General features: G+C 56.0%; 19 protein-coding genes, 1 pseudogene and 1 riboswitch. Of the genes and pseudogenes, 10 read left to right on the forward strand and 10 right to left on the reverse strand.

What is annotated here, in order from left to right:
* Both QJ48_RS16885 and QJ48_RS16890 read left to right on the forward strand, forming a co-directional pair.
* Positions 1-1585 (forward strand): thiamine pyrophosphate-binding protein (locus QJ48_RS16885; protein ID WP_054974722.1); only part of this gene is annotated, 1585 nt, incomplete at its 5' end.
* A 39-nt stretch (positions 1586-1624) separates the two neighbouring features.
* Positions 1625-2035 carry a carboxymuconolactone decarboxylase family protein gene (locus tag QJ48_RS16890; protein WP_054974723.1) on the forward strand — a complete coding sequence of 137 codons (411 nt, stop codon included), beginning with the start codon at positions 1625-1627 and terminating at the stop codon, positions 2033-2035.
* 129 nt (positions 2036-2164) lie between these two features.
* Here QJ48_RS16890 and QJ48_RS16895 read toward each other — a convergent pair.
* From QJ48_RS16895 to QJ48_RS39190, 4 genes and pseudogenes are all read right to left on the reverse strand, one after another.
* A pseudogene (locus QJ48_RS16895) lies at positions 2165-2461 on the reverse strand (cupin domain-containing protein); the annotation flags it as partial.
* 96 nt (positions 2462-2557) lie between these two features.
* The gene (gene yedF / locus QJ48_RS16900) at positions 2558-2791 is read right to left on the reverse strand and encodes a sulfurtransferase-like selenium metabolism protein YedF (RefSeq protein ID WP_054974725.1); all 234 of its coding nucleotides are present in this window, start codon (positions 2789-2791) and stop codon (positions 2558-2560) included.
* A complete protein-coding gene (gene yedE, locus QJ48_RS16905; protein WP_054974726.1) occupies positions 2781-3989 on the reverse strand; it encodes a selenium metabolism membrane protein YedE/FdhT in 1209 nt (402 codons plus the stop codon). Before yedE ends, yedF begins: the two co-directional genes overlap by 11 nt.
* Before the next feature lie 310 nt (positions 3990-4299).
* Positions 4300-4437, reverse strand: a complete 138-nt coding sequence (locus QJ48_RS39190; RefSeq protein WP_272948130.1) for a helix-turn-helix domain-containing protein — start codon at positions 4435-4437, stop codon at positions 4300-4302.
* A 155-nt stretch (positions 4438-4592) separates the two neighbouring features.
* Positions 4593-4692: riboswitch (purine riboswitch) on the forward strand.
* A 77-nt stretch (positions 4693-4769) separates the two neighbouring features.
* Here QJ48_RS39190 and QJ48_RS16910 point away from each other — a divergent pair.
* The 5 genes from QJ48_RS16910 (at position 4770) to QJ48_RS16930 (ending at position 9011) form a co-directional block, all read left to right on the forward strand.
* Positions 4770-6203 carry an NAD(P)/FAD-dependent oxidoreductase gene (locus tag QJ48_RS16910; protein WP_054974727.1) on the forward strand — a complete coding sequence of 478 codons (1434 nt, stop codon included), beginning with the start codon at positions 4770-4772 and terminating at the stop codon, positions 6201-6203.
* 165 nt (positions 6204-6368) lie between these two features.
* Positions 6369-6986, forward strand: a complete 618-nt coding sequence (locus tag QJ48_RS16915) for a uracil-DNA glycosylase (protein WP_193394455.1) — start codon at positions 6369-6371, stop codon at positions 6984-6986.
* 248 nt (positions 6987-7234) lie between these two features.
* Complete coding sequence (locus QJ48_RS16920) at positions 7235-7780, forward strand: general stress protein (protein ID WP_054974728.1); 546 nt, start codon at positions 7235-7237, stop codon at positions 7778-7780.
* Between the two features lie 209 nt (positions 7781-7989).
* Positions 7990-8430 carry a MarR family winged helix-turn-helix transcriptional regulator gene (locus tag QJ48_RS16925; protein WP_063858109.1) on the forward strand — a complete coding sequence of 147 codons (441 nt, stop codon included), beginning with the start codon at positions 7990-7992 and terminating at the stop codon, positions 8428-8430.
* A gap of 104 nt (positions 8431-8534) precedes the next feature.
* Positions 8535-9011 (forward strand): hypothetical protein, encoded by a 477-nt coding sequence (locus QJ48_RS16930; RefSeq protein WP_157261659.1) that lies wholly within the window; start codon positions 8535-8537, stop codon positions 9009-9011.
* Between the two features lie 82 nt (positions 9012-9093).
* On the opposite strand, the gene QJ48_RS16935 is transcribed toward QJ48_RS16930, so the two are convergent.
* A complete protein-coding gene (locus QJ48_RS16935; RefSeq protein WP_054974731.1) occupies positions 9094-9567 on the reverse strand; it encodes a hypothetical protein in 474 nt (157 codons plus the stop codon).
* Positions 9568-9801: 234 nt separating this feature from the next.
* Here QJ48_RS16935 and QJ48_RS16940 point away from each other — a divergent pair, with 234 nt between their 5' ends.
* Positions 9802-11064: a Glu/Leu/Phe/Val dehydrogenase gene (locus tag QJ48_RS16940; RefSeq protein ID WP_054974732.1), complete on the forward strand. Its 1263-nt coding sequence runs from the start codon at positions 9802-9804 to the stop codon at positions 11062-11064.
* Between the two features lie 465 nt (positions 11065-11529).
* On the opposite strand, the gene dapA is transcribed toward QJ48_RS16940, so the two are convergent.
* The gene (dapA, locus tag QJ48_RS16945; protein ID WP_054974733.1) at positions 11530-12420 is read right to left on the reverse strand and encodes a 4-hydroxy-tetrahydrodipicolinate synthase; all 891 of its coding nucleotides are present in this window, start codon (positions 12418-12420) and stop codon (positions 11530-11532) included.
* A 130-nt stretch (positions 12421-12550) separates the two neighbouring features.
* Between dapA and QJ48_RS16950 the strand changes: the two genes are divergently transcribed.
* Entirely contained in the window at positions 12551-13423 is an 873-nt protein-coding gene (locus QJ48_RS16950) for a LysR family transcriptional regulator (RefSeq protein ID WP_054974734.1), read from the forward strand.
* A 116-nt stretch (positions 13424-13539) separates the two neighbouring features.
* Here the strand turns inward: QJ48_RS16950 and QJ48_RS16955 are convergent, their stop codons facing one another.
* The 4 genes from QJ48_RS16955 to QJ48_RS16970 form a co-directional block, all read right to left on the reverse strand.
* Positions 13540-13638 carry a hypothetical protein gene (locus QJ48_RS16955; RefSeq protein ID WP_054974735.1) on the reverse strand — a complete coding sequence of 33 codons (99 nt, stop codon included), beginning with the start codon at positions 13636-13638 and terminating at the stop codon, positions 13540-13542.
* Positions 13639-14281: 643 nt separating this feature from the next.
* A complete protein-coding gene (locus tag QJ48_RS16960; protein WP_054974736.1) occupies positions 14282-14782 on the reverse strand; it encodes a DinB family protein in 501 nt (166 codons plus the stop codon).
* A gap of 73 nt (positions 14783-14855) precedes the next feature.
* Positions 14856-15845: a YafY family protein gene (locus tag QJ48_RS16965; protein WP_054974737.1), complete on the reverse strand. Its 990-nt coding sequence runs from the start codon at positions 15843-15845 to the stop codon at positions 14856-14858.
* A 372-nt stretch (positions 15846-16217) separates the two neighbouring features.
* The gene (locus QJ48_RS16970; protein WP_054974738.1) at positions 16218-17354 is read right to left on the reverse strand and encodes a stalk domain-containing protein; all 1137 of its coding nucleotides are present in this window, start codon (positions 17352-17354) and stop codon (positions 16218-16220) included.
* 208 nt (positions 17355-17562) lie between these two features.
* Between QJ48_RS16970 and rsgA the strand changes: the two genes are divergently transcribed.
* Complete coding sequence (gene rsgA / locus QJ48_RS16975) at positions 17563-18642, forward strand: ribosome small subunit-dependent GTPase A (RefSeq protein ID WP_082420540.1); 1080 nt, start codon at positions 17563-17565, stop codon at positions 18640-18642.
* Positions 18643-18727: the final 85 nt, after the last annotated feature.

The following is an 18727-nucleotide window of genomic DNA, read 5'->3' on the forward strand; positions in this document are numbered from 1 at the left end:
GCGGGCGACTCCTCGGGTCGTGGAGCTGGACCGGCAGGGCACCGCCTTCGTGCGGGGCAAGCAGGAATGCGGGGCAGGGTTTGCAGCGGGGGGCTACGCCTTGGAAGGCGGGCGGCTGGGCGCGGCGCTGGGCACGGCGGGGCCGGGCGGCGTCAACATGCTGACCGCCGCAGGACAAGCGAAGGCGACGGGCGTTCCCGTCCTGTTCTTGACCGGGCAGCCGCCGATCAAAGAGATCGGCAAGGTGCTCGGGCAGGACAGCACGCTGTTCGGCACCGACCTCGTCAAGATGTTCGAGCCGGTGACGAAATTCAGCGCGCGCATCGAGCGCGGCGAGCTGTTGGAGACGTACCTGCGCCATGCGATCGAACAAGCCTGCACTGGGGTGAAAGGCCCCGTCCATCTCTCCATCCCCTTGGACGTTCTGACAGAGGAAGTCCGACCTTTTCAAATTCCGCTGCCGACGCATTATCCGGCCGTTCTTTCCGCCAACCTCGATCAAGTGATCGGATGGCTTGATGCAGCAAGGCGTCCGGTGCTGTTCGTGGGCGGCGGCGTGCACGCTTGCCGGGCTTACGAAGAGCTCCGGCAGCTGGCCGAACGATGGAGTATTCCCGTAATGACGATGCCGGGAGGCAAGGGTGCGTTCGTATCCGGACATCCGCTGTCGCTCGGACCGTTCGGTCTTGGCGGCAACGAGACGTCTAAAGCGTATATGAGCGAAGGTGTCGACGTGATGATTGTCGTGGGCAGCCAGCTCAGCGACTTGGAGCTGCCCGGACTGACACCGGACATGTACCCGCAGCGGATGATCCATTTCGACTACGAGCCGAAGTTTATCGGCAAAGCGGTACCCGTGCCGGTGCTTCCGGTGCTCGGGGATTTGAAGCGAAATCTTCAGGCTTTGCTTCGCTTGACGGATGGCCGTCAGGTAGAGCTGACAAGCTTTTACGCCGAGGCCGCAGCCGCATCGGAAAGGGCCGCCGAAACGGAGGCAGTCGAAACGGAGGAGCCGGCGGAGAGTCGCGGACTGACCGGTCGGCAGACGATGCATGTCCTGCGGTCGGCGCTGCCGAAGGAGGCCGTGGTGTACGGCGATGCGGGCAGCCATTCCTTTTATGCGGTGAAGCACTTTAACATCGAAGTGCCCGGGACGTTCTACTTCGAAGAAGTGTATGCGACGATGGGCCGCGCCATCGGGTACGCCGTTGGCGCCCAGCTCGCGGAGCCGGACAAAACGATCGTGTGCCTGACCGGGGACGGGTGCCTGTTCATGAACGGCACGGAAATATCGACGGCGGTGAATGCCGGCGCTCCGGTCATTTTCGTTGTGATGAACAACGGCAGTCTGGATATGGTGGAGAAAGGGATGGCCCGGCATCTGGGCCGCGCGATCGGGACGCATTACACGGTGCCGGTGCACGCCGCCAAGTTCGGGGAAGCGATGGGAGCGGAAGCGTTCCGCTGCTCGACCGAAGCCGAACTGTACGCTGCGGTGAAGCAGGCGCTGGCGATGAGGCGTACGGCCGTGATCGAAGTGATGGCCGACCCGCTGGAAATTCCGCCGACGATGGCGCGCGGGTAACCGGAGAGGGTCATGAATACATAAGCAGAGGTGAGTACGATGGGAAGCGAAGACCGGTTGACGAATGCCGAGCGGTATGAACGGGGCATGAAGACGTTAGTGGAGATGGTCGGAGAGGAAGGGGCGCAGACGATCGGGAATATCGGCGCTTTTTTTCCGGATATGGCCCATCAGATCGTTTCCTTCGGATTCGGCGATTTATATTCGCGCAAGACGCTGGATCTGAAGCAGCGGGAGATCATTACGATCACCTCGCTCATCACGCAGGGGGCGACGGAGCAGCTGCCGTTCCATGTGCATGCGGCGCTGAACGTCGGCTTGACGCCGGAGGAAATTTTGGAGATCGTCCTGCACTGCGCAGGCTACGCTGGGTTCCCGAAAGCATGCGGGGCCTTGAGTGTGGTCAGCGAAGTGTTCAAAGCACGGAACATTACACCGGTTACGGCGTAGAAAACATAGCGGTACCGGAAGGGAACGGTCCAAGCGCGCTCAGGGAAAGCGCAGCTTGGGCTTTTTTAATAATACCAATGATTATTCCCTGACTCGAAAGCCCGTTGTCTTGCAACGAAGCCAAATGCACTAGATCCAAACATCATTGGCTGCTGTTAAGTGTGACTCAGTCGCGCCAGTGTTTACTACACCTCTAGGCTCCACTAGCAGGATACGGCACTCCTTGTTGGCGAATGGTTTATGTTCAACTCCTCGTGGGACAATAAACATCTCGCCCTGGGAAATTTTCACCTGACCATCCCGAAAATCAATGAACATCTCCCCTTCGAGTACGATAAAAACCTCGTCGGTATCTGGATGATCATGCCATACAAAATCTCCCATAATCTTGACCAATTTAAATTGATAGTCATTCATTTCGCCAATGTCGTGCCAACGCCTAAATTGCCGATAGAATAGCCGAAGCCGCAATAAGAAAAAGGATTAGGCCGCGAATTTTTCGCGCCTAATCCTTTGGTTTATTTAAGCCTGAATATAAAAGTTTAAATCCTGCCCGTTTTTGACAGGTTCCTGCGCGAGCGTATAGCCGTGCTTGACGACTTCTTCCGGGACGTTGCGGAAAGCCGCCGGACAGTCGACAATCACATGAAGCAGCTGCCCCTTCTTCATGTCCCGCAACGTTTCCAGTGTATAAATAACAGGGTATGGACAAGATTCCCCTCTAAGATCCAACGTGAAATCAACTTCAACCGACATTGTTACAGTCCCCTTTCTTGAATCCAACGCCGAAGCGGTAGTTTTTTTGCCAGTATGCGGCTACGGCATATCCGATGCCCAGCAAGATCAATGTCACCAGCAGCGCGCCAGCCGGTCCCATGATCGTGAGCAGATTGATTTTGGAGCCGCTTTGCACCAGAACGTTGTAGACACCAAGATGATCCCAAGCGTAGGCGAGGGCCGTGGCCCCGATAATGTTGCCGATAAATACGGGCAAGAACACGATTTGTCCTTCCATCAACCGGTACATCATGCCTGTCTCGCAGCCGCCAGCCAGTACGATGCCGATGCCGAACAGCACGCCGCCGACAAATGTGCTTGGCGCGGCGATCTTGGTAATCGGGTCCAAGCCATAAATCAGGATGATTAGCAGTGTCGCCACGGAACTAAAAGCCATGCCGACCGTGATTGCTTTTGTCATGGTGGCCCGCCCGCTGATCCATAGATCGCGGAACGCAGATGTAAAGCAAATTTGCCCTCTTTCAATCAAAATGCCGAATGCGGCCCCGAATAGAGCAGCTACGCCCAACATCGTGCGGCCCGAGATAAAAAAGTAAACGATAAGACCTGTATATAACAAAGCAATGACGGTCCCTGCAATGGGTTGAATTTTTCTGGCCTTGGCAGCGCTTTGGGCCATATTGCCTTTTTGCAGGACGGGCTTGCCTTTCCACCATCTTGTATTGACGATTTTAACGCCCGCATAAGTGCCGATTGCGGTGGCGATCATAAATATCCAAGCATGAAATGAAAACTGAGGCACGCCGGTAAAAAGAGCAGCCAGATTGCAGCCTAGAGCCAAACGGGCGCCAACACCCGCGATGAATCCGCCAATCAGCCCTTGCAGCAAGCGGCGCTTTTGCTTCGGAACTCTTACCTTAAAATTATTGCTGAGCAAAATCATAATCAAGGCGCCAATGAACATGCCCCACACGATCCAGCCGTCTGTTCTGCTGAAGGTCGTTCCATTCATATGAATCAAGCCGTAATAGGCCCAATCGGAAATATCCACGCCGAAAAGCTGTAAAACGTGCCCTCCCAAACGAGTGAATTCGCCGGTTACCGCCCATACGGTTCCGGTAATTCCGAAGTAGAGCGCGCTCAGAATGCCTGCAATTCCCATCGCGGCATAGGGGCTCCAGTAATTGTTGAACAATTTGCCTAACATGTGTTTCATTTTTCTTATCCCTTCAATCTGTCAAAATGCAATCCTTGATCGGTTTGTATGCGGCAACACACTTCTTATGTATACGCGGAGTGAAAATGCTATCCTCCATTTTACTACAATTGGCGTCAGTTGTGGGTGATACGATTCATACAGAAAGAAACCGTGTGCGCTATAAGCTGCTCATTGATGTAGGATACGGGGTAAAATCAGATGTTGGGGGAGGAAGGGGCCTTTTTTGCATACCTAAAACACCGCCAAGATAGGGTGTGCGGAGAAAATAGATGGCTCTACAAGCCGTATAGAAAGTTATGCAGATATGTTATTTATCGGCCACGTCTTCTTTCTCGTTTACCGAGACAATAAGTTGGTCTACGGTAACATCCAAGGCTTCGCAAATTTGCTCTAACGTGCGAATGTAGACTCTGTCTACAGAATCAGAACACAGGGACAATGCCACTTCGAGCGGGGACGAGATAATGTTCGGAATTTCATTTTATGTCGGACAAGATTGCAGGATGAACGTGTAATTTTTGTGTAAAACACGAACGAAATCGAGATAATCTCTTGACACCGGTCTGAAATTCCGGTAACGTAATTTACGTAAACCGAATAAGCGTCACAGATGAGACTGTTCGTATATCTTCGGCATGACGGGCCGGGGGTCTCTACAAGGAACCGACAATTCCTGGCTACGAGCGGCGGGTTTTCTATACCCGTTCGAGGCCGGGATTTTTTGCGTCTCCGGACGGGTAGGCACTAGATTATTCGTTCGATGGAGGGAAAGCGAAGATGGGCAAGCGCTTTGATGTGATTATTGTTGGAGCCGGACCGGCGGGGATTTTTGCCGCTTATGAGCTGACGTTGAAAGCGCCTCACAAGCGCGTTTTGTTAATTGATAAAGGACACGATATCGACAGCCGCCGGTGTCCGATTCTGGAAGAAAAGATCCGGCTCTGCCCTCCCCCGGCGGGGAAGAAGGAGTACGCGGGCTGTCTGCCGGCCTGTTCGATTACGGCCGGGTTCGGCGGAGCGGGCGCTTACAGCGACGGGAAGTTCAACATTACAACGGAATTCGGCGGATGGCTGACCGATTATTTGCCGCCGTCGCAGGTGCTTGAGCTTATTCGCTACGTCGACGGCCTCAATCTGCAGCATGGCGCTCCCGATACGATCACCGACCCGATGACGGAGGTCGTGCGCTCGATCGAGCAGCGCGGCTACGCGGCCGGACTCAAGCTTCTGCGGGCGCAGGTCAGGCATCTAGGGACCGAGAAAAATTTGCAGATTCTGAAATCGATCAACGACTATTTGAAGCGGCATATCGAGATGCGGTTCAAGACGGAAGTGGCCGACGTGCTGACGGTGAAAGAAGCGGAAGGCTACCGGGTGCAAGGTGTCGTGCTGTCCAGCGGCGAGGAGCTGGAAGCGGACACTGTGATCGTTGCGCCGGGACGGGACGGTTCGGCGTGGCTGACGGAGATTCTCCGTAAGCGGCGCATCCCGATGTTCAACAACCAGGTGGACGTCGGCGTCCGGGTGGAGACGTCCGATGTCGTCATGCGCGAGATTAATGAGCATTTGTACGAGGGCAAATTTATTTTCAACACCTCGGTCGGCACGCGGGTGCGGACGTTCTGCAGCAACCCGTCGGGCCATGTCGTGGTCGAGAACCACAGCGGCGTTATGGCGGCGAACGGGCATGCTTTCAAGGACCCGGCGCTCGGCTCGCTCAATACGAACTTCGCGCTGCTCGTCTCCCACCGGTTTACCGAGCCGTTCGACAAGCCAAACGAGTATGCACGGGAAATCTGTAAACGGGCGAACGATTTGTCGGGAGGCGGCGTGATCGTCCAAAAGTACGGCGACATCATTCGCGGCCGGCGCTCGACGGCGGGGCGCATTCAGGAGGGATTTCTGGAGCCGACGCTGAAGGAGGCCGTTCCGGGGGATCTGGGCCTCGTGCTCCCGTACAACACGATGAAAAGTCTGATCGAAATGGTCGAGGCGCTGGATAAAGTGACGCCGGGCATCGCATCGGACCATACGCTGTTCTACGGTGTGGAGGCGAAGTTCTATTCGGCCCGGCCGAAGCTGAACGCGCAGCTGGAAACGATGATCCGCGGCTTGTATTGCGGCGGCGACGGCGCAGGCGTGACCCGGGGGCTGGCCCAAGCGGGCGCAGCCGGAGTCTGGATGGCCCGGTCGATCGTGGAGCGGATGTAACGGAGACATCAGGCGAAAGTCGAAGCAGGCAGGGGCCGCTTCGGCTTTTCCATGGCCGGGCTTCGCCTGAAGGAAGCAGCCGGGCAAGCGCCTCCATCATGCATAAACGCAGGGCTTCAGGACATCCTGTAAACCGACAATCCTATCGGGAAGGAAGCCGAATCCATGACCGACAATCATCCAGTCGCGCTGCCGGAGGAAACCGCGCCGCTGCATGCGGCATCCTGCCGGCTATGCGAGCTGGCGAATCAGCGGACCCGCGTGATATGGGGGGAAGGCAACCCGGAAGGCAGGATCATCATGCTGCTGGATAATCCCGGGGCACGGGAGGACCGGGAGGGCCGCGCTTTCGTCTGCGGTACCCGCGCTACGCTGCAGCTCGGTGCGGCGGAGGCGGGACTCGATATGAACGACGTTTACGTGACCTATGTGTTGAAATGCCGCCCGATTCGCAAATACGACAAGGAAACTGCGAGGAATAGCTGTCGGGCGCACCTGCTTTCCCAGTTGGAGCTGAAGCGGCCGAAGCTCATGATCTGCTTGGGGAACGTGGCGGTACAGGCTTTCTTTCAAGACCCGGAAGCGGAAGTCAAGCGGCTCAGGGGAAGCTGGCACGATATCGACGGGCTGCCGACGACGGTCAGCTACCATCCGCTCGCCGTCCGGCGCAGGCCGGTGCTTATGCGTTTGTTTGTGGAGGACCTGAAACGGGTGGCTTTGAGGTCGGCAGAAATCGGAACGGAAGCAATCGCTCCGTCAGGCGGACCGTGTTCGGAGAAATAGGGCTGACGGATTCAAGAAGGCGTGGGCGCTTGCGATAAGTGCCTGATACTACATGTGTCTGTCTGTAGAAATGGCTCCGGCGAGAAGCAGGATGATTAGCTTGTCCTTCCTCGGGGTAAAAAGCTGTGTAGCGGAAGCTGCCAGAGGCGCTGATTCGGGAGGGCCGCGGCGAAGCGCGGCGGGCCGTCCGGGTTCGTGACGCCGACGAACCGCTTGCCGGTTCGTACCCAATCGAGGAGGTCATGACCATGAACAACGAGAAAAAAATCGTAGGCGTGTTCCAGACCGAGCAGGAAGCGATCCGGGCTATCGAAGGCTTGAAAAGACAAGGTTATCGGGCGGATGAAATATCCGTGATCGCGAAGGATAAGGAGGACGTATCCGCTGTGACGGACGAGACCGGGTCCAAAGCGCCGGAGGGCGCCGCCGCAGGAGCGGCTACAGGCGGCATGCTGGGCGGGATCGCCGGGCTGTTGGCCGGAATCGGCGCGCTCGCGATACCGGGCGTAGGGCCGATTATTGCGGCCGGCCCGATTGCGGCGACCTTGACAGGGGCGGCCGTCGGCGCGGGGGCCGGAGGGATCGTCGGCGGTCTGATCGGCATGGGAATTCCCGAGGACGAAGCGAAACGTTACAACGAATATGTCAAGGAAGGGAGCATTCTTGTGCTTGTAGACTCCCGGGCCGACCTCGACAACGAGGTGTACGATACGTTCCGCGCCAACAACTCGAGGAATGCGAGCACCTACGACGCCGATTACGGGGCGGAAATCGGGTCCCGCAGACTGCGATGATCCGCACGCTCCCTTGCGGAAGCGGGTATTTTCCTGAAGCCTTGACTGGGTCCGTATCCCGGCCGGGGCTTCTTTTTCGTATGAGAGGCTGCCGGAATTGGAAGGTTCGGGCGGCGGAAGCGCATATTTTTGTTAATTCGGTTGACAAGAAGCGCTTTCTTGATTTAAGTTATGTGTACATACAACAAAAATTAAACCGAGGAACGATTATGGAACAGCAAATCAAAGTAACGAAAGACCATTTTGCCGGATGCCCCTTTTTTAACGTGAACTGGCTGTCCCGCGTCATGAACCGGATGGCGGAGGAGGAATTCGCGCCCGCCGGCTTATCTCCGACCTATGCCTTTTTGCTGATGGTGGTAAAAGAAAATCCGGGGATTACCCAAAGGGACTTAAGCGAGACGCTGCACATCGCGCCTTCCACCAGCACCCGATTCATTGACAAGCTCGTTGTCAAAGGATTGGTCGAGAGACGAAACGAAGGCAAGCTGGCGCTCATCTATCCGACGGAAGAAGGGCTGCGGATTCAGCAGACGATCAATCAATGCTGGCATCGCTTGATGGGGCGTTTTATAGGAGCTTTAGGCGAAGAAGGTCAAGTGCTGACAGGGATACTGCATCATACTGCCAAAAAGCTCGAAAGCAAATAATTTTTTTTGCGCATTTTGTTGTATGTACATGCAATTGTAGTTTTATCAAATGAAAGGTGGAATAGAAATTGCGGATATCGATGAAAAAAGAGGTTTTCGAGACAATGGAAGATCGCGCGCTGCTGGAGGCGTGCATCGAACCGACAATCCGGCAGATTCGAGGGAAAGGACTGCGCATCAAGCGCGAGGTTTATGGCGGGCTGACCCCGGGGTTGCAGGCGCTGTTGATGTTCCAAGTGCTCCATGGCCATGCCCACTCGGCCGCCGAATATTACTGGTTTGTCTCTCATTATATTTCTCTGGGGGTCTGGCCCGAGCTGAAAGCCGGAATGCGCTATTTCGAGGATGAGGCCATGCTGCGGATTTACGAGGAGACGGAAGCGGCGGTGGAAGCAAAAAACCGCCAGCCAGACGGGAGCTGGCGTCATTTTGCCGTGATGGACCTGGACGGGGATGCGGAGCTGGCTGCATCCGTAGCCCGGCTGTTTGCCCGGTATCAACAAGCGGCGACGGAAACGATTAGACGGATCGGCGAGCGGATCCGAAGTATCCCCGGCGAGTTCGCAGAGCTTGAAACGTAAGCGAGCGGCTTGCTGCTGTACAGGCGTCCGAAGACATGCCCGCCCCCGGCAGGCATGTCCTTCGCAGGTGGGGGAGGGCGATCTATTGCCGCGAGAAGCCTTCCTCCGCTAAATATTCCTCGGCTTCCCCGTACGTTTCGAAGGCCGCTTCGAGATTCAAACCCGCATAAACGCACCACAGCTCGTTCTCGTACAGCAGAAGCAAAGTTTGGTTGTCCGGCCCGGTCCAGCGCTCTTCCATTTCCGCGTCGCCGGTGACGGCTTGTTCCTGTACTGTCTTGGGCGCAAGGGAGCGGATCGAGGCTTCGACGATGGAGCGGAGCTCCTCTACGGTGAAGTCCCGGATGTTGACCATCCCTCGCTCATCGGTGTCGTAACCGGACAGATGACCGGCATAGACGAAGCCGTTGCCGTTTGGATGCAAATGATACACAACGGTCTTCTTGTCATAAGCGCTCTGCTCATAGTGATAGTTTACCCGGCCCAAGGATACGTTTTTCCTCTCCAGCTCCGCAAACGATTCGATTACAGCGATCTTTTCCTCAAACGTCAGCATATTTTCCTCTTTCCATCAGATAAATTTTGAATATATGTAAATTATATTATACATTATTTCCAGAGTAAAAATAACAAATAGTGAAAGGTTTTTTGAAGTTTTCTGACGCTTATTGTAATTTGCGGAATATTGTCAAAAAAAACGGTTGAAAGTGGAAGTCGATACCTATAGAATAAAAAACAACTCATTATTTCAGTATTACGTTAAAGCATAGAAGGAGATGGAGATGAATCGATGACTGTAACTACACTGACTGCCGAAAATCTAAATCCGTTTAAAATCGCCCAAAGGCAAATCGAGCATGCGGCTTCTCTACTAAACTTGCCCAAAGAGGCTGTAGAAATTCTGAAGCACCCAAAACGGGTACTGTCCGTCACGTTCCCCGTGAAGATGGACAACGGCGAAGTCCGCGTATTTGAAGGTTACCGCTCCCAGCATAACGATGCGGTCGGTCCGACGAAGGGCGGCATCCGGTTCCATCCGGACGTAACGCTGGACGAGGTTAAGGCGCTGTCGATGTGGATGAGCTTCAAATGCGGCGTTGTCGGCCTCCCGTACGGCGGCGGCAAGGGCGGAGTCATCTGCGACCCGCGCGAAATGAGCAAGGGCGAGCTGGAGCGCGTCAGCCGGGGATTCATGGAAGCGATCGCCGATATCGTCGGACCGGAGAAAGACATTCCGGCGCCGGACGTGTATACCACCCCGCAAATTATGGGCTGGATGATGGATACGTTCAGCCGTTTGAAAGGCTTCAACAGTCCGGGCGTCATTACCGGCAAGCCGCTGATTATCGGGGGCTCCAAGGGGAGAAACGAAGCGACGGCCCGCGGCTGCGTCTTCACGATTCAAGAGGCGCTGAAGGATATGGGCAAGACGCCGGAAGGCGCGACAGTAGCCATTCAAGGCTTCGGCAATGCCGGCCGGATTGCGGCGAAGCTGCTGTCGGAGCTGGGCTGCCGCATTGTGGCTGTCAGCGACTCGCGCGGAGCGATTTACGACCCGCAAGGACTGGATTTGGACCGCGTAGAGCAGTTGAAGGATCAGGGAGACCTGTCGGCATACGGCGCGTCGTCCGCCATTCAACCGGAGAAGCTGCTGGAGCTGGATGTCGATATTTTGGTGCCGGCTGCGCTTGAGAATGTCATTACATCGGCAAATGCCGCTCAGATCAAGGCGCGCATCGTGGCGGAAGCAGCCAACGGACCGACGACCCCGGAAGCGGACGAAATTTTGTTCGGCAATGGCGTGAAGGTGATTCCGGATATTTTGGCGAATGCCGGCGGCGTGACGGTTTCCTACTTCGAATGGGTACAGAACCTGATGAACTATTACTGGAGCGAAGAAGAGGTAAACCTCAAGCTCAAGACGGCGATGACGGAAGCGTATCGCGCGGTTCAAGATCTGGCGACCCAATACAAAACGGATCTGCGTACGGCCGCTTACATGATCTCGATGGAGCGGATTTCCAAAGCGATGGAAGCCCGCGGCTGGGTGTAAGCGCAGCGCGTGAATGCCATATGCCATAAAACAGTCGCCGTCAGCGGCTTTGTGCCTTACCTTGGTACAGAAGCGCTGGCGGCGCTTGGCGTTCCTGGGGCAGCGGCGGTTCCTGCCGTAAGAATATGGTTTGAAACTTATTGGCAGGTTCAATCGTCTAATAGATGACGGTCCTTTTGTCCAATGACACCTGGAGCCGCACTTAGGCACCGTACGCCGGAAGCGGGTGAAGCTTGACGCTTCTATCGTTGGCGAACCTAAATGATATTGGAGTTGAAGAAATGAAGTTTTTGAAAAACGTTATCCTCATCGTGCTCAGCTGCATCGTTAGCTACTGGCTCGTTGGCGGGGCGTTTGTCGATTTGTTTTTCCGTATGAAACATTAGGTTGGGTCCGAAAAAGCCCTCCGCTTGCAGCGGAGGGCTTTTTCGTGCGTCTAATGGCTGGTTTGTTGAGACCGTCGGTTTACTGTACCGGCTCGCCGGCTCGGCTCCAATACGCTTCAAGCTCCTGCCGGAGCTTCGCGCTGATGCTCGTCATCGGCAGGCGGAGACCCTCCGAGGCGATAATCCCCTGATGAGCCAGAATCCACTTGACCGGCGCGGGATTCGATTCCTTGAAGAGAAGCCGGATGAGCGGAAGCAGTCCTTCGAACGTTTGTTTGGCTCCGTTCGAGTCTCCTTCGGCGAACTGCCGGTGCATTTCTACTAAGGCTTCCGGCACTACGTTGGAGGCGGTGAGGATGCCGCCCTTGGCCCCGCAGCAAAGCATCGCGTAAGCGTAGGAGTCGTCGCCGCAGAGCACCGGTTTGCTGTTCAAGCGGGACAATTCCGTAAGCAGCTGAATGCCGCCGGAGCTGTCCTTCAGACCGATCACCCCATCCAGCTCCAGGATGGCTCCGGCCGTCTGCGTCGTAAGCCCCACCCCGGTACGCGACGGGTTGTCGTAGGCGATGACGGGGATGCCGACTTCCGCGGCTTTGCGGAAATGGGCGGCGATGCCTTCCTGCGACGGGCGGTTATAGTAAGGGACAACGACAAGCACGGCATCCGCGCCCAGCTGTCCCGCAAGCTCCGTACGCTTCACGGTCGAAGCGGTATCGTTCGTTCCGGTGCCAACGATTACCGGCAGTTTCCCGCCTACCGCGTTCTTGGCGGTCTTTACTAAAGCCTCGACTTCTTCCCATGCTACCGTCGGCGATTCTCCTGTCGTTCCGTTGACGACCAGGCCATGGATGCCGCGGTCCGCAAGCCAGCGAACATGCCGCTCGAATGAAGTTAGATCTACGGCGCCGTTACTGTCGAACGGGGTGACGATAGGGACGTAAACACCAGTTAGCTGCTCTTGGGTTAGCATTTTTTACATTCCTCCATGGGTTTTGAATAATTTTTGTTTGGCTCTACTTTACCATGGTTTCAATCATCGGAGTTAGCTATAATAAGTGATAGTCATCATCAATAATATTGATAATAGGGGCGAACATCACATGGATCTGACATATTTCCAGACGTTTCGCGAGGTTGCGAAACGCCAAAGCTTTACCCGGGCGGCCGAGGAGCTTGGCTATGCGCAATCCAGCGTCACGATGCAAATTCAGAAGCTGGAGCGGGAATACGGCGTTTCCTTGTTTGAGCGTCACGGCAGGCTGCTTCGGCTTACGCCGCCGGGCGAAGTGCTGCTGAAGCTCGCCGTGCAGATGCTGGATTTGTATGCGCAGTCCAAAGAAATCGTCGGAAATCAGGTCGGCGGGACGTTGACGATCGGCACGATCGATTCGCTGGCGGCCTATTACCTTCCCCCTTATTTGCAGCAGCTGAGGGAACGGTTTCCCGAATTGAACATTCATATCCAAGCGGAACGCGAGTCGCTGATTGTCAGCAAAGTGAAGGAGGGGGAATTCGACATCGGCCTGCTGCTCGACGGCAAGCCGGTCGACTCGGCTCTTCGCTGCGAGACGATTCGGGAAGAGCCCCTGGTGCTGATTGCGCCGCCCGGCCATCCGCTTACGCAGTTATCCGGCGGTGTAAGCGTGGAGCATCTGAACGGAGTCGAGCTGATCATGTCGGAGGAAAGCTGCAATTACCGGGGCATGTTCGAGAACGTGTTAAGAGCGCACAACGTCTCGTTTCTCATCCGTTTTGAGCTGGGCAACCCGGAGGCGATCAAGCAGTGCGTGATGAACGGGCTTGGTGTGGCCCTTCTTCCGCAGATCGTCGTGGAAGAGGAGGTACGGCGCGGGCGCCTCAAGGTGCTGCCTTTTGTCCACCCCGATATCCGGTTCGATCTGCAGCTGTTTGTCCACCCCAAGAAATGGATGTCGCAGCCGCTGCTGGCGTTCATTCGTCTGCTGAAGCCGTGAGGAGTTAAGGTCGCCGGAGGAATGCCAAAAGAGGGGGTCCGCAGCGAGCCCCCTTCCTCTATGTCTGTGATTTAAGAAAAAAAGCCCAGGCCGCCGCCCGGGCCTTGTGCCTCGAATTAGAACCAGACGGCACAAGATACGATTACCAACAAAATAAACAATACGAGGATTACGCCCGTAGAAGTAAAACCGCCGAACCCTTTTACGCAGCTCATACATGCATCCTCCTTCCGTTTGACCTAGTATACCTTATGATGGTCAGCGGCCCCTTGATTGGGTCGGCGAGAAAATGTGCGTTAGCGGAGAAGCCACTGAAATGAGCAAAACGTATCATAAAATTGGATGCTATTTCCTATGGGCATGTGCTATATTGCAAAGCAGGATAACGGAGAACGGTGGAGGAAGTGACCACGGCGCAGCCCTTCTGCAAAGGAGGTGATTGCCTTGGTCACCCTTGTGGCGCTGCTGGATGTAGTCAAATGGATTGCAACTATTCTAGCTTATGGCTGAGCGGTAGGAAGCTACTCAAGTTGATCAAACGGAAGCTAAGCAAGCGAAAAAACCACCGTCGTTAGGTTGGCCCCTGACCGGTGGTTTTTCGCTTAGGTTTTAACTATGCGCGCCGTGGGGTAGACCACAGCTTCGTTTATCCAAAGAGCCGTTTAGTGTTGGCGCACTAGCGGCTCTTTTTAGTGTTCCCAAATTTCAACTGAGACAAACTGAGTAAATATCGTTACTGATACTACCTATGATATCACGTATCCACTGCATACGCCACATATTCATGTCTTACTTCTTAGGCTCAGTCTGACTGTTTTCGGTCGGGTGAAAACGCTCGGCGTCACAGCATTAGCTTCGTCAGATAAGCGGCTGCATGCCGCTCTCCAGCCAATCTTCCCGCGTCGGGCCGTAAATGTCCGGAACCCTCAGCCCGGCTTGGCGCATCAGGACAGTCATTTGGCCCCGGTGATGAATCTGATGCTGGATTAAAATTCGCAAGGTCAGGCCATTCGGCCACGTGTCCCCGTACATTTCCGTCGTTTCCGCCAGCTTGGCGTCCGTCCACTGGGTTTGGACGGCATTCAACGCCGCTTGAGAGGCGTTCCGGTAAGCTTCCGCAATCACGGCTGCCGAGGCCGGCGCATGCTGGTCGTCTCCGGCCGATGCGAATTCCAGACCGGTCCGAGACAGCATCTCATGCACGGTCGTCGTTAGATGCCAGGCAAGCTGCCCAAGTGTCCTATGGTCCGGAGTAACCGCCTGATCCAGGGCTTCGTCGGTCAAGGTATCCATGACTCTCTGGGTAGCGGCAGCTTCTTGCTGCCATTCGGCTATAAAATCGGCTGTTTTTACAAACATCTCGAATTCCTCCCTGTATTTCGCAATTTAGCTTACCCCTATACCATAGCATGGATTCCCTGACAACTGTATGTCAGGGTTGCTCGTAGAGCCGCGCGATGGCGAGCGCCTCTTCCCGTACCCGGCTGGCAACGGCTTCCGGCTCCAGCACCTTCACATCGGCGCCGTAAGACAGCAGATGAGCGTACGTCCAGGGCGCGTCCGGATGGGAAGCGCGAACGATGAGCGCCCCGTCCGGACCGTACTCGATTTGCTCGGGCTTATAATAATCCTCCACCGGCACCCGGACCTTCGAGGTGAATTGCAGCACGAGGTTCACGGAATGGGGAGAATCGCGCCGCATCCAACGGCTATCCAATGCTTCTGTCGGCAGCTGGCGAGGTTCGAACGTCTCTGTTCTAGACTGTAAATTCCGCATCCGGGACAGCCGGAATATCCGAAAATCTTCCCGCAACCGGCAATAGCCGTACATGTACCACACGTAGCCTTTAAGCACCACGCTCATCGGTTCGCACAGACGCTCGGCCTGCTCCCCTTTTCCGTTCGTATACTCAAAGGCGGCAAGCCGGTTTTCCCGGATCGATTGCCTCAGCGTTTCCAGCTTTTCTTTGTCGGCGGTTCCGTTCCTCCAGGGATTCATATCGATAATGATCTGCTTGGAGGCGTCCGTCACGCTTCCTTGCTCGGATTTCGCCAGAAGCGCGCCGACTTTGTCCAGCAGACTCCCGAAATGCCGGTCGTCCAAGGTGGTCTGCATGCCGCGCAGCGCGACGATGAGCGACTGGAGCTCGTCGAAGGACAGGAGCTGACGGTCCAGCCGGTAGCGGTCCGTAATCTCGTAGCCGCCGGTCTGACCGGCGTAAGAAACGATCGGAATCCCCGCTTGGTTGATCGCTTCGATATCCCGGTACACCGTCCGCAGCGACACTTCGAAGCGCTCGGACAATTCCTTGGCGCTTACCCGTTTGCGGTTAAGCAGCAGCATGGTGATGGCCAGCAGCCGGTCGAGTTTCATAAAATGCAGCCGTCCTTTGTTCCCGATTGGATGTCGGTTGGTGTTCATGCCTAATTCTCCGTACGGGCAGCCGAATCCTTTTTTATAGAAGCGGTAAGTTGCTTTATAACGTTTGTTTTTTATGCAAAGCAAAAAAGCGCCGTTAAGCGCTCTTTGAACTTGTTGAGAAAGTGGGTTTTACAAAAATAGAGATACATACGGAGGTGGGGTATCTACTGGAGGAGCGATAGCGCTCGCCTTTGTCTGCGGGAAATACCCGCTGCTAAGCGGCTTTAATCAAAATTTCCCGCGAACCCGGGGTCCCCGCAAAGTACTCGGACTTAGCTTCCCTGATTCAACTTCACTTTGCGGGGTGGGGCAGCGACCGGAAGTAGATACCCCACCCCTTCGTAACCTCTATTGGTCTATTTGAGCACGGAACTAACGGATCGTGATCGTCCCGGCTTCGGACTTTACGTCCGCTTTCAGGATGTCCGAGAAAAAGGTCAGCGGCACGTACATTTTCCCTTCGCTGTTGATCGCCGGGGCGGTACCCAGAGAGACCGGAGCCATTTTGTTGATGACGTACTCATCCTTGCCCGTCCGCACGATCGTCCACTGGGCTCCCTTTTGCAGCTCCACGGCTTGCTGCTCGGCGTTCCATTTCAGCTCGTAGCCGAGGGCTTCGGCGACGCTCCGCAAAGGCACGGTCACGGTGCCTTTGGCGTCGGCGTAGACGGCTGCATCGACGGTGGACAGCTCGGTACCGTTCACGACAAGCTTCTGCGGCAGGTCGCCCGCTTCGGTGCCCGGTGTCTGCACTTGCTTCGGCAGCGGGATGGTGAATTCCGGCATGCCTGCGGCGTAAGGCGCGATCTCGTACGACCCGAAGACGATGACGGCGCTGCCCTGATGAATATAGAACGACTGCGCATCGGCGATGCCTTCGAAGCCGTCTTTGAAATAATCGTCCGGATGCTTGGCGATCTCGTCCTTGATGTGCTTATCGATCGTCTGCTTGTAGTCCACGCCGAACAGGTCTTTCAGCTCGATCCGCTTCGCGGCTTCTTGATTCAGCACGTTGTATGTATCGGTGCGCGGCAAACCGTGGGCTCCTCCCGTATACACGTAAGTCGTTACTGCGATGGAGAACATGTCCGCATCGGCCGCGCCGCCTCCGGCTTTCACTTCGTACTTGACGGCGACCTCGTACGGTCTGAATTCGTAGCCCGCTTTTTTGGCTTCGGCCGCGTCATTTTCCGCTTGCTTCTTCAGCAGCTCCAAGTCTTTCATCGCATCACGCTCCAGAATATCGTTCAGCTCGTCTTGGTATTTTTTATCTTTGAGCCCTTCGATGACCGGGATGCTCAGATCCGCGGAGTACAGATCGGTCTTCTCTTGTACGGCCTTGGCCGATACTTTGACGGCACCTTGCTGAACGGGAGCGGAGATCGGCACGGCTTGAACGGGAGCGTTCGCGGAGGAAGGCTCGGCACTTACCCGGGAACCAGGGATGCCTGCGGTCAATAGGCAAGCTCCTGCGATGCTGAGAGTCAATAGTTTGAACGGTGTTTTCATAAAAGTCCCTCCTGGGTTGTAATGATTTGATGCTTTGATTATAGGACGAATGACTGGCAAGAAAGTTACAATCTGGTTACAAACTCCCGTGACGGCTAGTTCGGTAAAAGATGATTAGAAGTCTTTTTTTACTTTGATGCGGCCGTTCCGGTACATTACAATAAATGGTACAACAGTTTTATCGGCTTGAAGAATGGGAGGAAAACAATTGACCGTATACCATCTGCGCGATTGGGGCTGGGACGACCGGCGGGAGGAGGCGTTCGCCCCTTACCGTGAGGCCGGACACGAGCCCGGGCGCATCATTTTGGAGCATAAGCATGTTTACCGCGCGGTGACGGCTGGCGGAGAGCTGCTGGCCGAAGTATCGGGGCGGCTTAGGCATCAAGCGACCGGCCGGGCCGATTATCCCGCCGTCGGCGATTGGGTGGCGCTGCAGCCGCGAGCGGAGGACGGGCGCGCGATCGTGCACACGGTGCTCCCGAGGGAGAGCAAGTTTTCGCGCAAAGCAGCCGGGTCGGCCGTCGAGGAGCAGATCGTCGCGTCCAATGTCGACACGGTGTTTTTGGTGCATGCGCTGAATGCGGATTTTAACGTGCGGCGGCTGGAGCGTTACTTGACCTTGTCCTACGAGAGCGGGGCGGCGCCCGTCGTGCTGCTCAGCAAAGCGGATCTGTGCGAGGACGTACCAGGTAAAATAGCCGCTGTGGAGGCCGTGGCGCCGGGCGTGCCGGTGCATGCGATCAGCTCCGCGCGCGGCGAAGGCTTGGATGCGCTGGCCGCCTATTTGAAGCCGGGTCGGACGTTGGCGCTCCTCGGGTCCTCGGGAGCCGGGAAATCCACGCTGGCCAATATGCTCTACGGCGAGGCCATCTTGGACACCGGGGAGATCCGCGAGGGAGACGGACGCGGCCGGCATACGACGACCCACCGCGAGCTTGTGCTGCTGCCCGGGGGCGCGCTGCTGATCGATACGCCCGGAATGCGGGAATTGCAGCTGTGGGAGGCGGAATCCGGCCTGGACGCCGCCTTCCGCGACGTGGAGCTGCTGGCCGCGGGCTGCCGGTTCGGCAACTGTACGCACCGGGAGGAGCCCGGCTGCGCCGTCAAGGAAGCGCTGGAGAACGGCACGCTCGACCGGGGACGGTATCATAACTACGTGAAGCTGCAGAAGGAGCTGGCGTTCCAAGCCCGCAAGGAAGACAAGGGCTTGCAGCGGGCGGAGAAGGACCGGTGGAAAAAGCTCAACCAATCGGTGAAAAAGCATCCGAAGCGTCCGTTGGATTAAATATGCCATTCAAGGACCATACAAAGCCCATTCTTTTCGAAAACCGGAGAGAATGGGCTTTGCGCTTGGTTTTGCCGGAAGAGCC

The sequence above is a fragment of the Paenibacillus sp. A3 genome (assembly GCF_001399685.1).
In the GTDB taxonomy this organism is placed as follows: domain Bacteria; phylum Bacillota; class Bacilli; order Paenibacillales; family NBRC-103111; genus Paenibacillus_G.

Bases quoted from the DNA above. Each gene is read 5' to 3' on its own strand.
- yedF (WP_054974725.1), bottom strand. From the start codon at position 2,791: ATGTCGGTTGAAGTTGATTTCACGTTGGATCTTAGAGGGGAATCTTGT.
- yedE (WP_054974726.1), bottom strand. From the start codon at position 3,989: ATGAAACACATGTTAGGCAAATTGTTCAACAATTACTGGAGCCCCTAT.
- QJ48_RS16910 (WP_054974727.1), top strand. From the start codon at position 4,770: ATGGGCAAGCGCTTTGATGTGATTATTGTTGGAGCCGGACCGGCGGGG.
- QJ48_RS16920 (WP_054974728.1), top strand. From the start codon at position 7,235: ATGAACAACGAGAAAAAAATCGTAGGCGTGTTCCAGACCGAGCAGGAA.
- QJ48_RS16890 (WP_054974723.1), top strand. From the start codon at position 1,625: ATGGGAAGCGAAGACCGGTTGACGAATGCCGAGCGGTATGAACGGGGC.
- dapA (WP_054974733.1), bottom strand. From the start codon at position 12,420: ATGCTAACCCAAGAGCAGCTAACTGGTGTTTACGTCCCTATCGTCACC.
- QJ48_RS16930 (WP_157261659.1), top strand. From the start codon at position 8,535: ATGGAAGATCGCGCGCTGCTGGAGGCGTGCATCGAACCGACAATCCGG.
- QJ48_RS16960 (WP_054974736.1), bottom strand. From the start codon at position 14,782: ATGTTTGTAAAAACAGCCGATTTTATAGCCGAATGGCAGCAAGAAGCT.
- QJ48_RS16950 (WP_054974734.1), top strand. From the start codon at position 12,551: ATGGATCTGACATATTTCCAGACGTTTCGCGAGGTTGCGAAACGCCAA.
- QJ48_RS16955 (WP_054974735.1), bottom strand. From the start codon at position 13,638: ATGAGCTGCGTAAAAGGGTTCGGCGGTTTTACTTCTACGGGCGTAATC.
- QJ48_RS16970 (WP_054974738.1), bottom strand. From the start codon at position 17,354: ATGAAAACACCGTTCAAACTATTGACTCTCAGCATCGCAGGAGCTTGC.
- QJ48_RS16915 (WP_193394455.1), top strand. From the start codon at position 6,369: ATGACCGACAATCATCCAGTCGCGCTGCCGGAGGAAACCGCGCCGCTG.
- QJ48_RS16965 (WP_054974737.1), bottom strand. From the start codon at position 15,845: ATGAACACCAACCGACATCCAATCGGGAACAAAGGACGGCTGCATTTT.
- QJ48_RS16935 (WP_054974731.1), bottom strand. From the start codon at position 9,567: ATGCTGACGTTTGAGGAAAAGATCGCTGTAATCGAATCGTTTGCGGAG.
- QJ48_RS16925 (WP_063858109.1), top strand. From the start codon at position 7,990: ATGGAACAGCAAATCAAAGTAACGAAAGACCATTTTGCCGGATGCCCC.
- QJ48_RS16940 (WP_054974732.1), top strand. From the start codon at position 9,802: ATGACTGTAACTACACTGACTGCCGAAAATCTAAATCCGTTTAAAATC.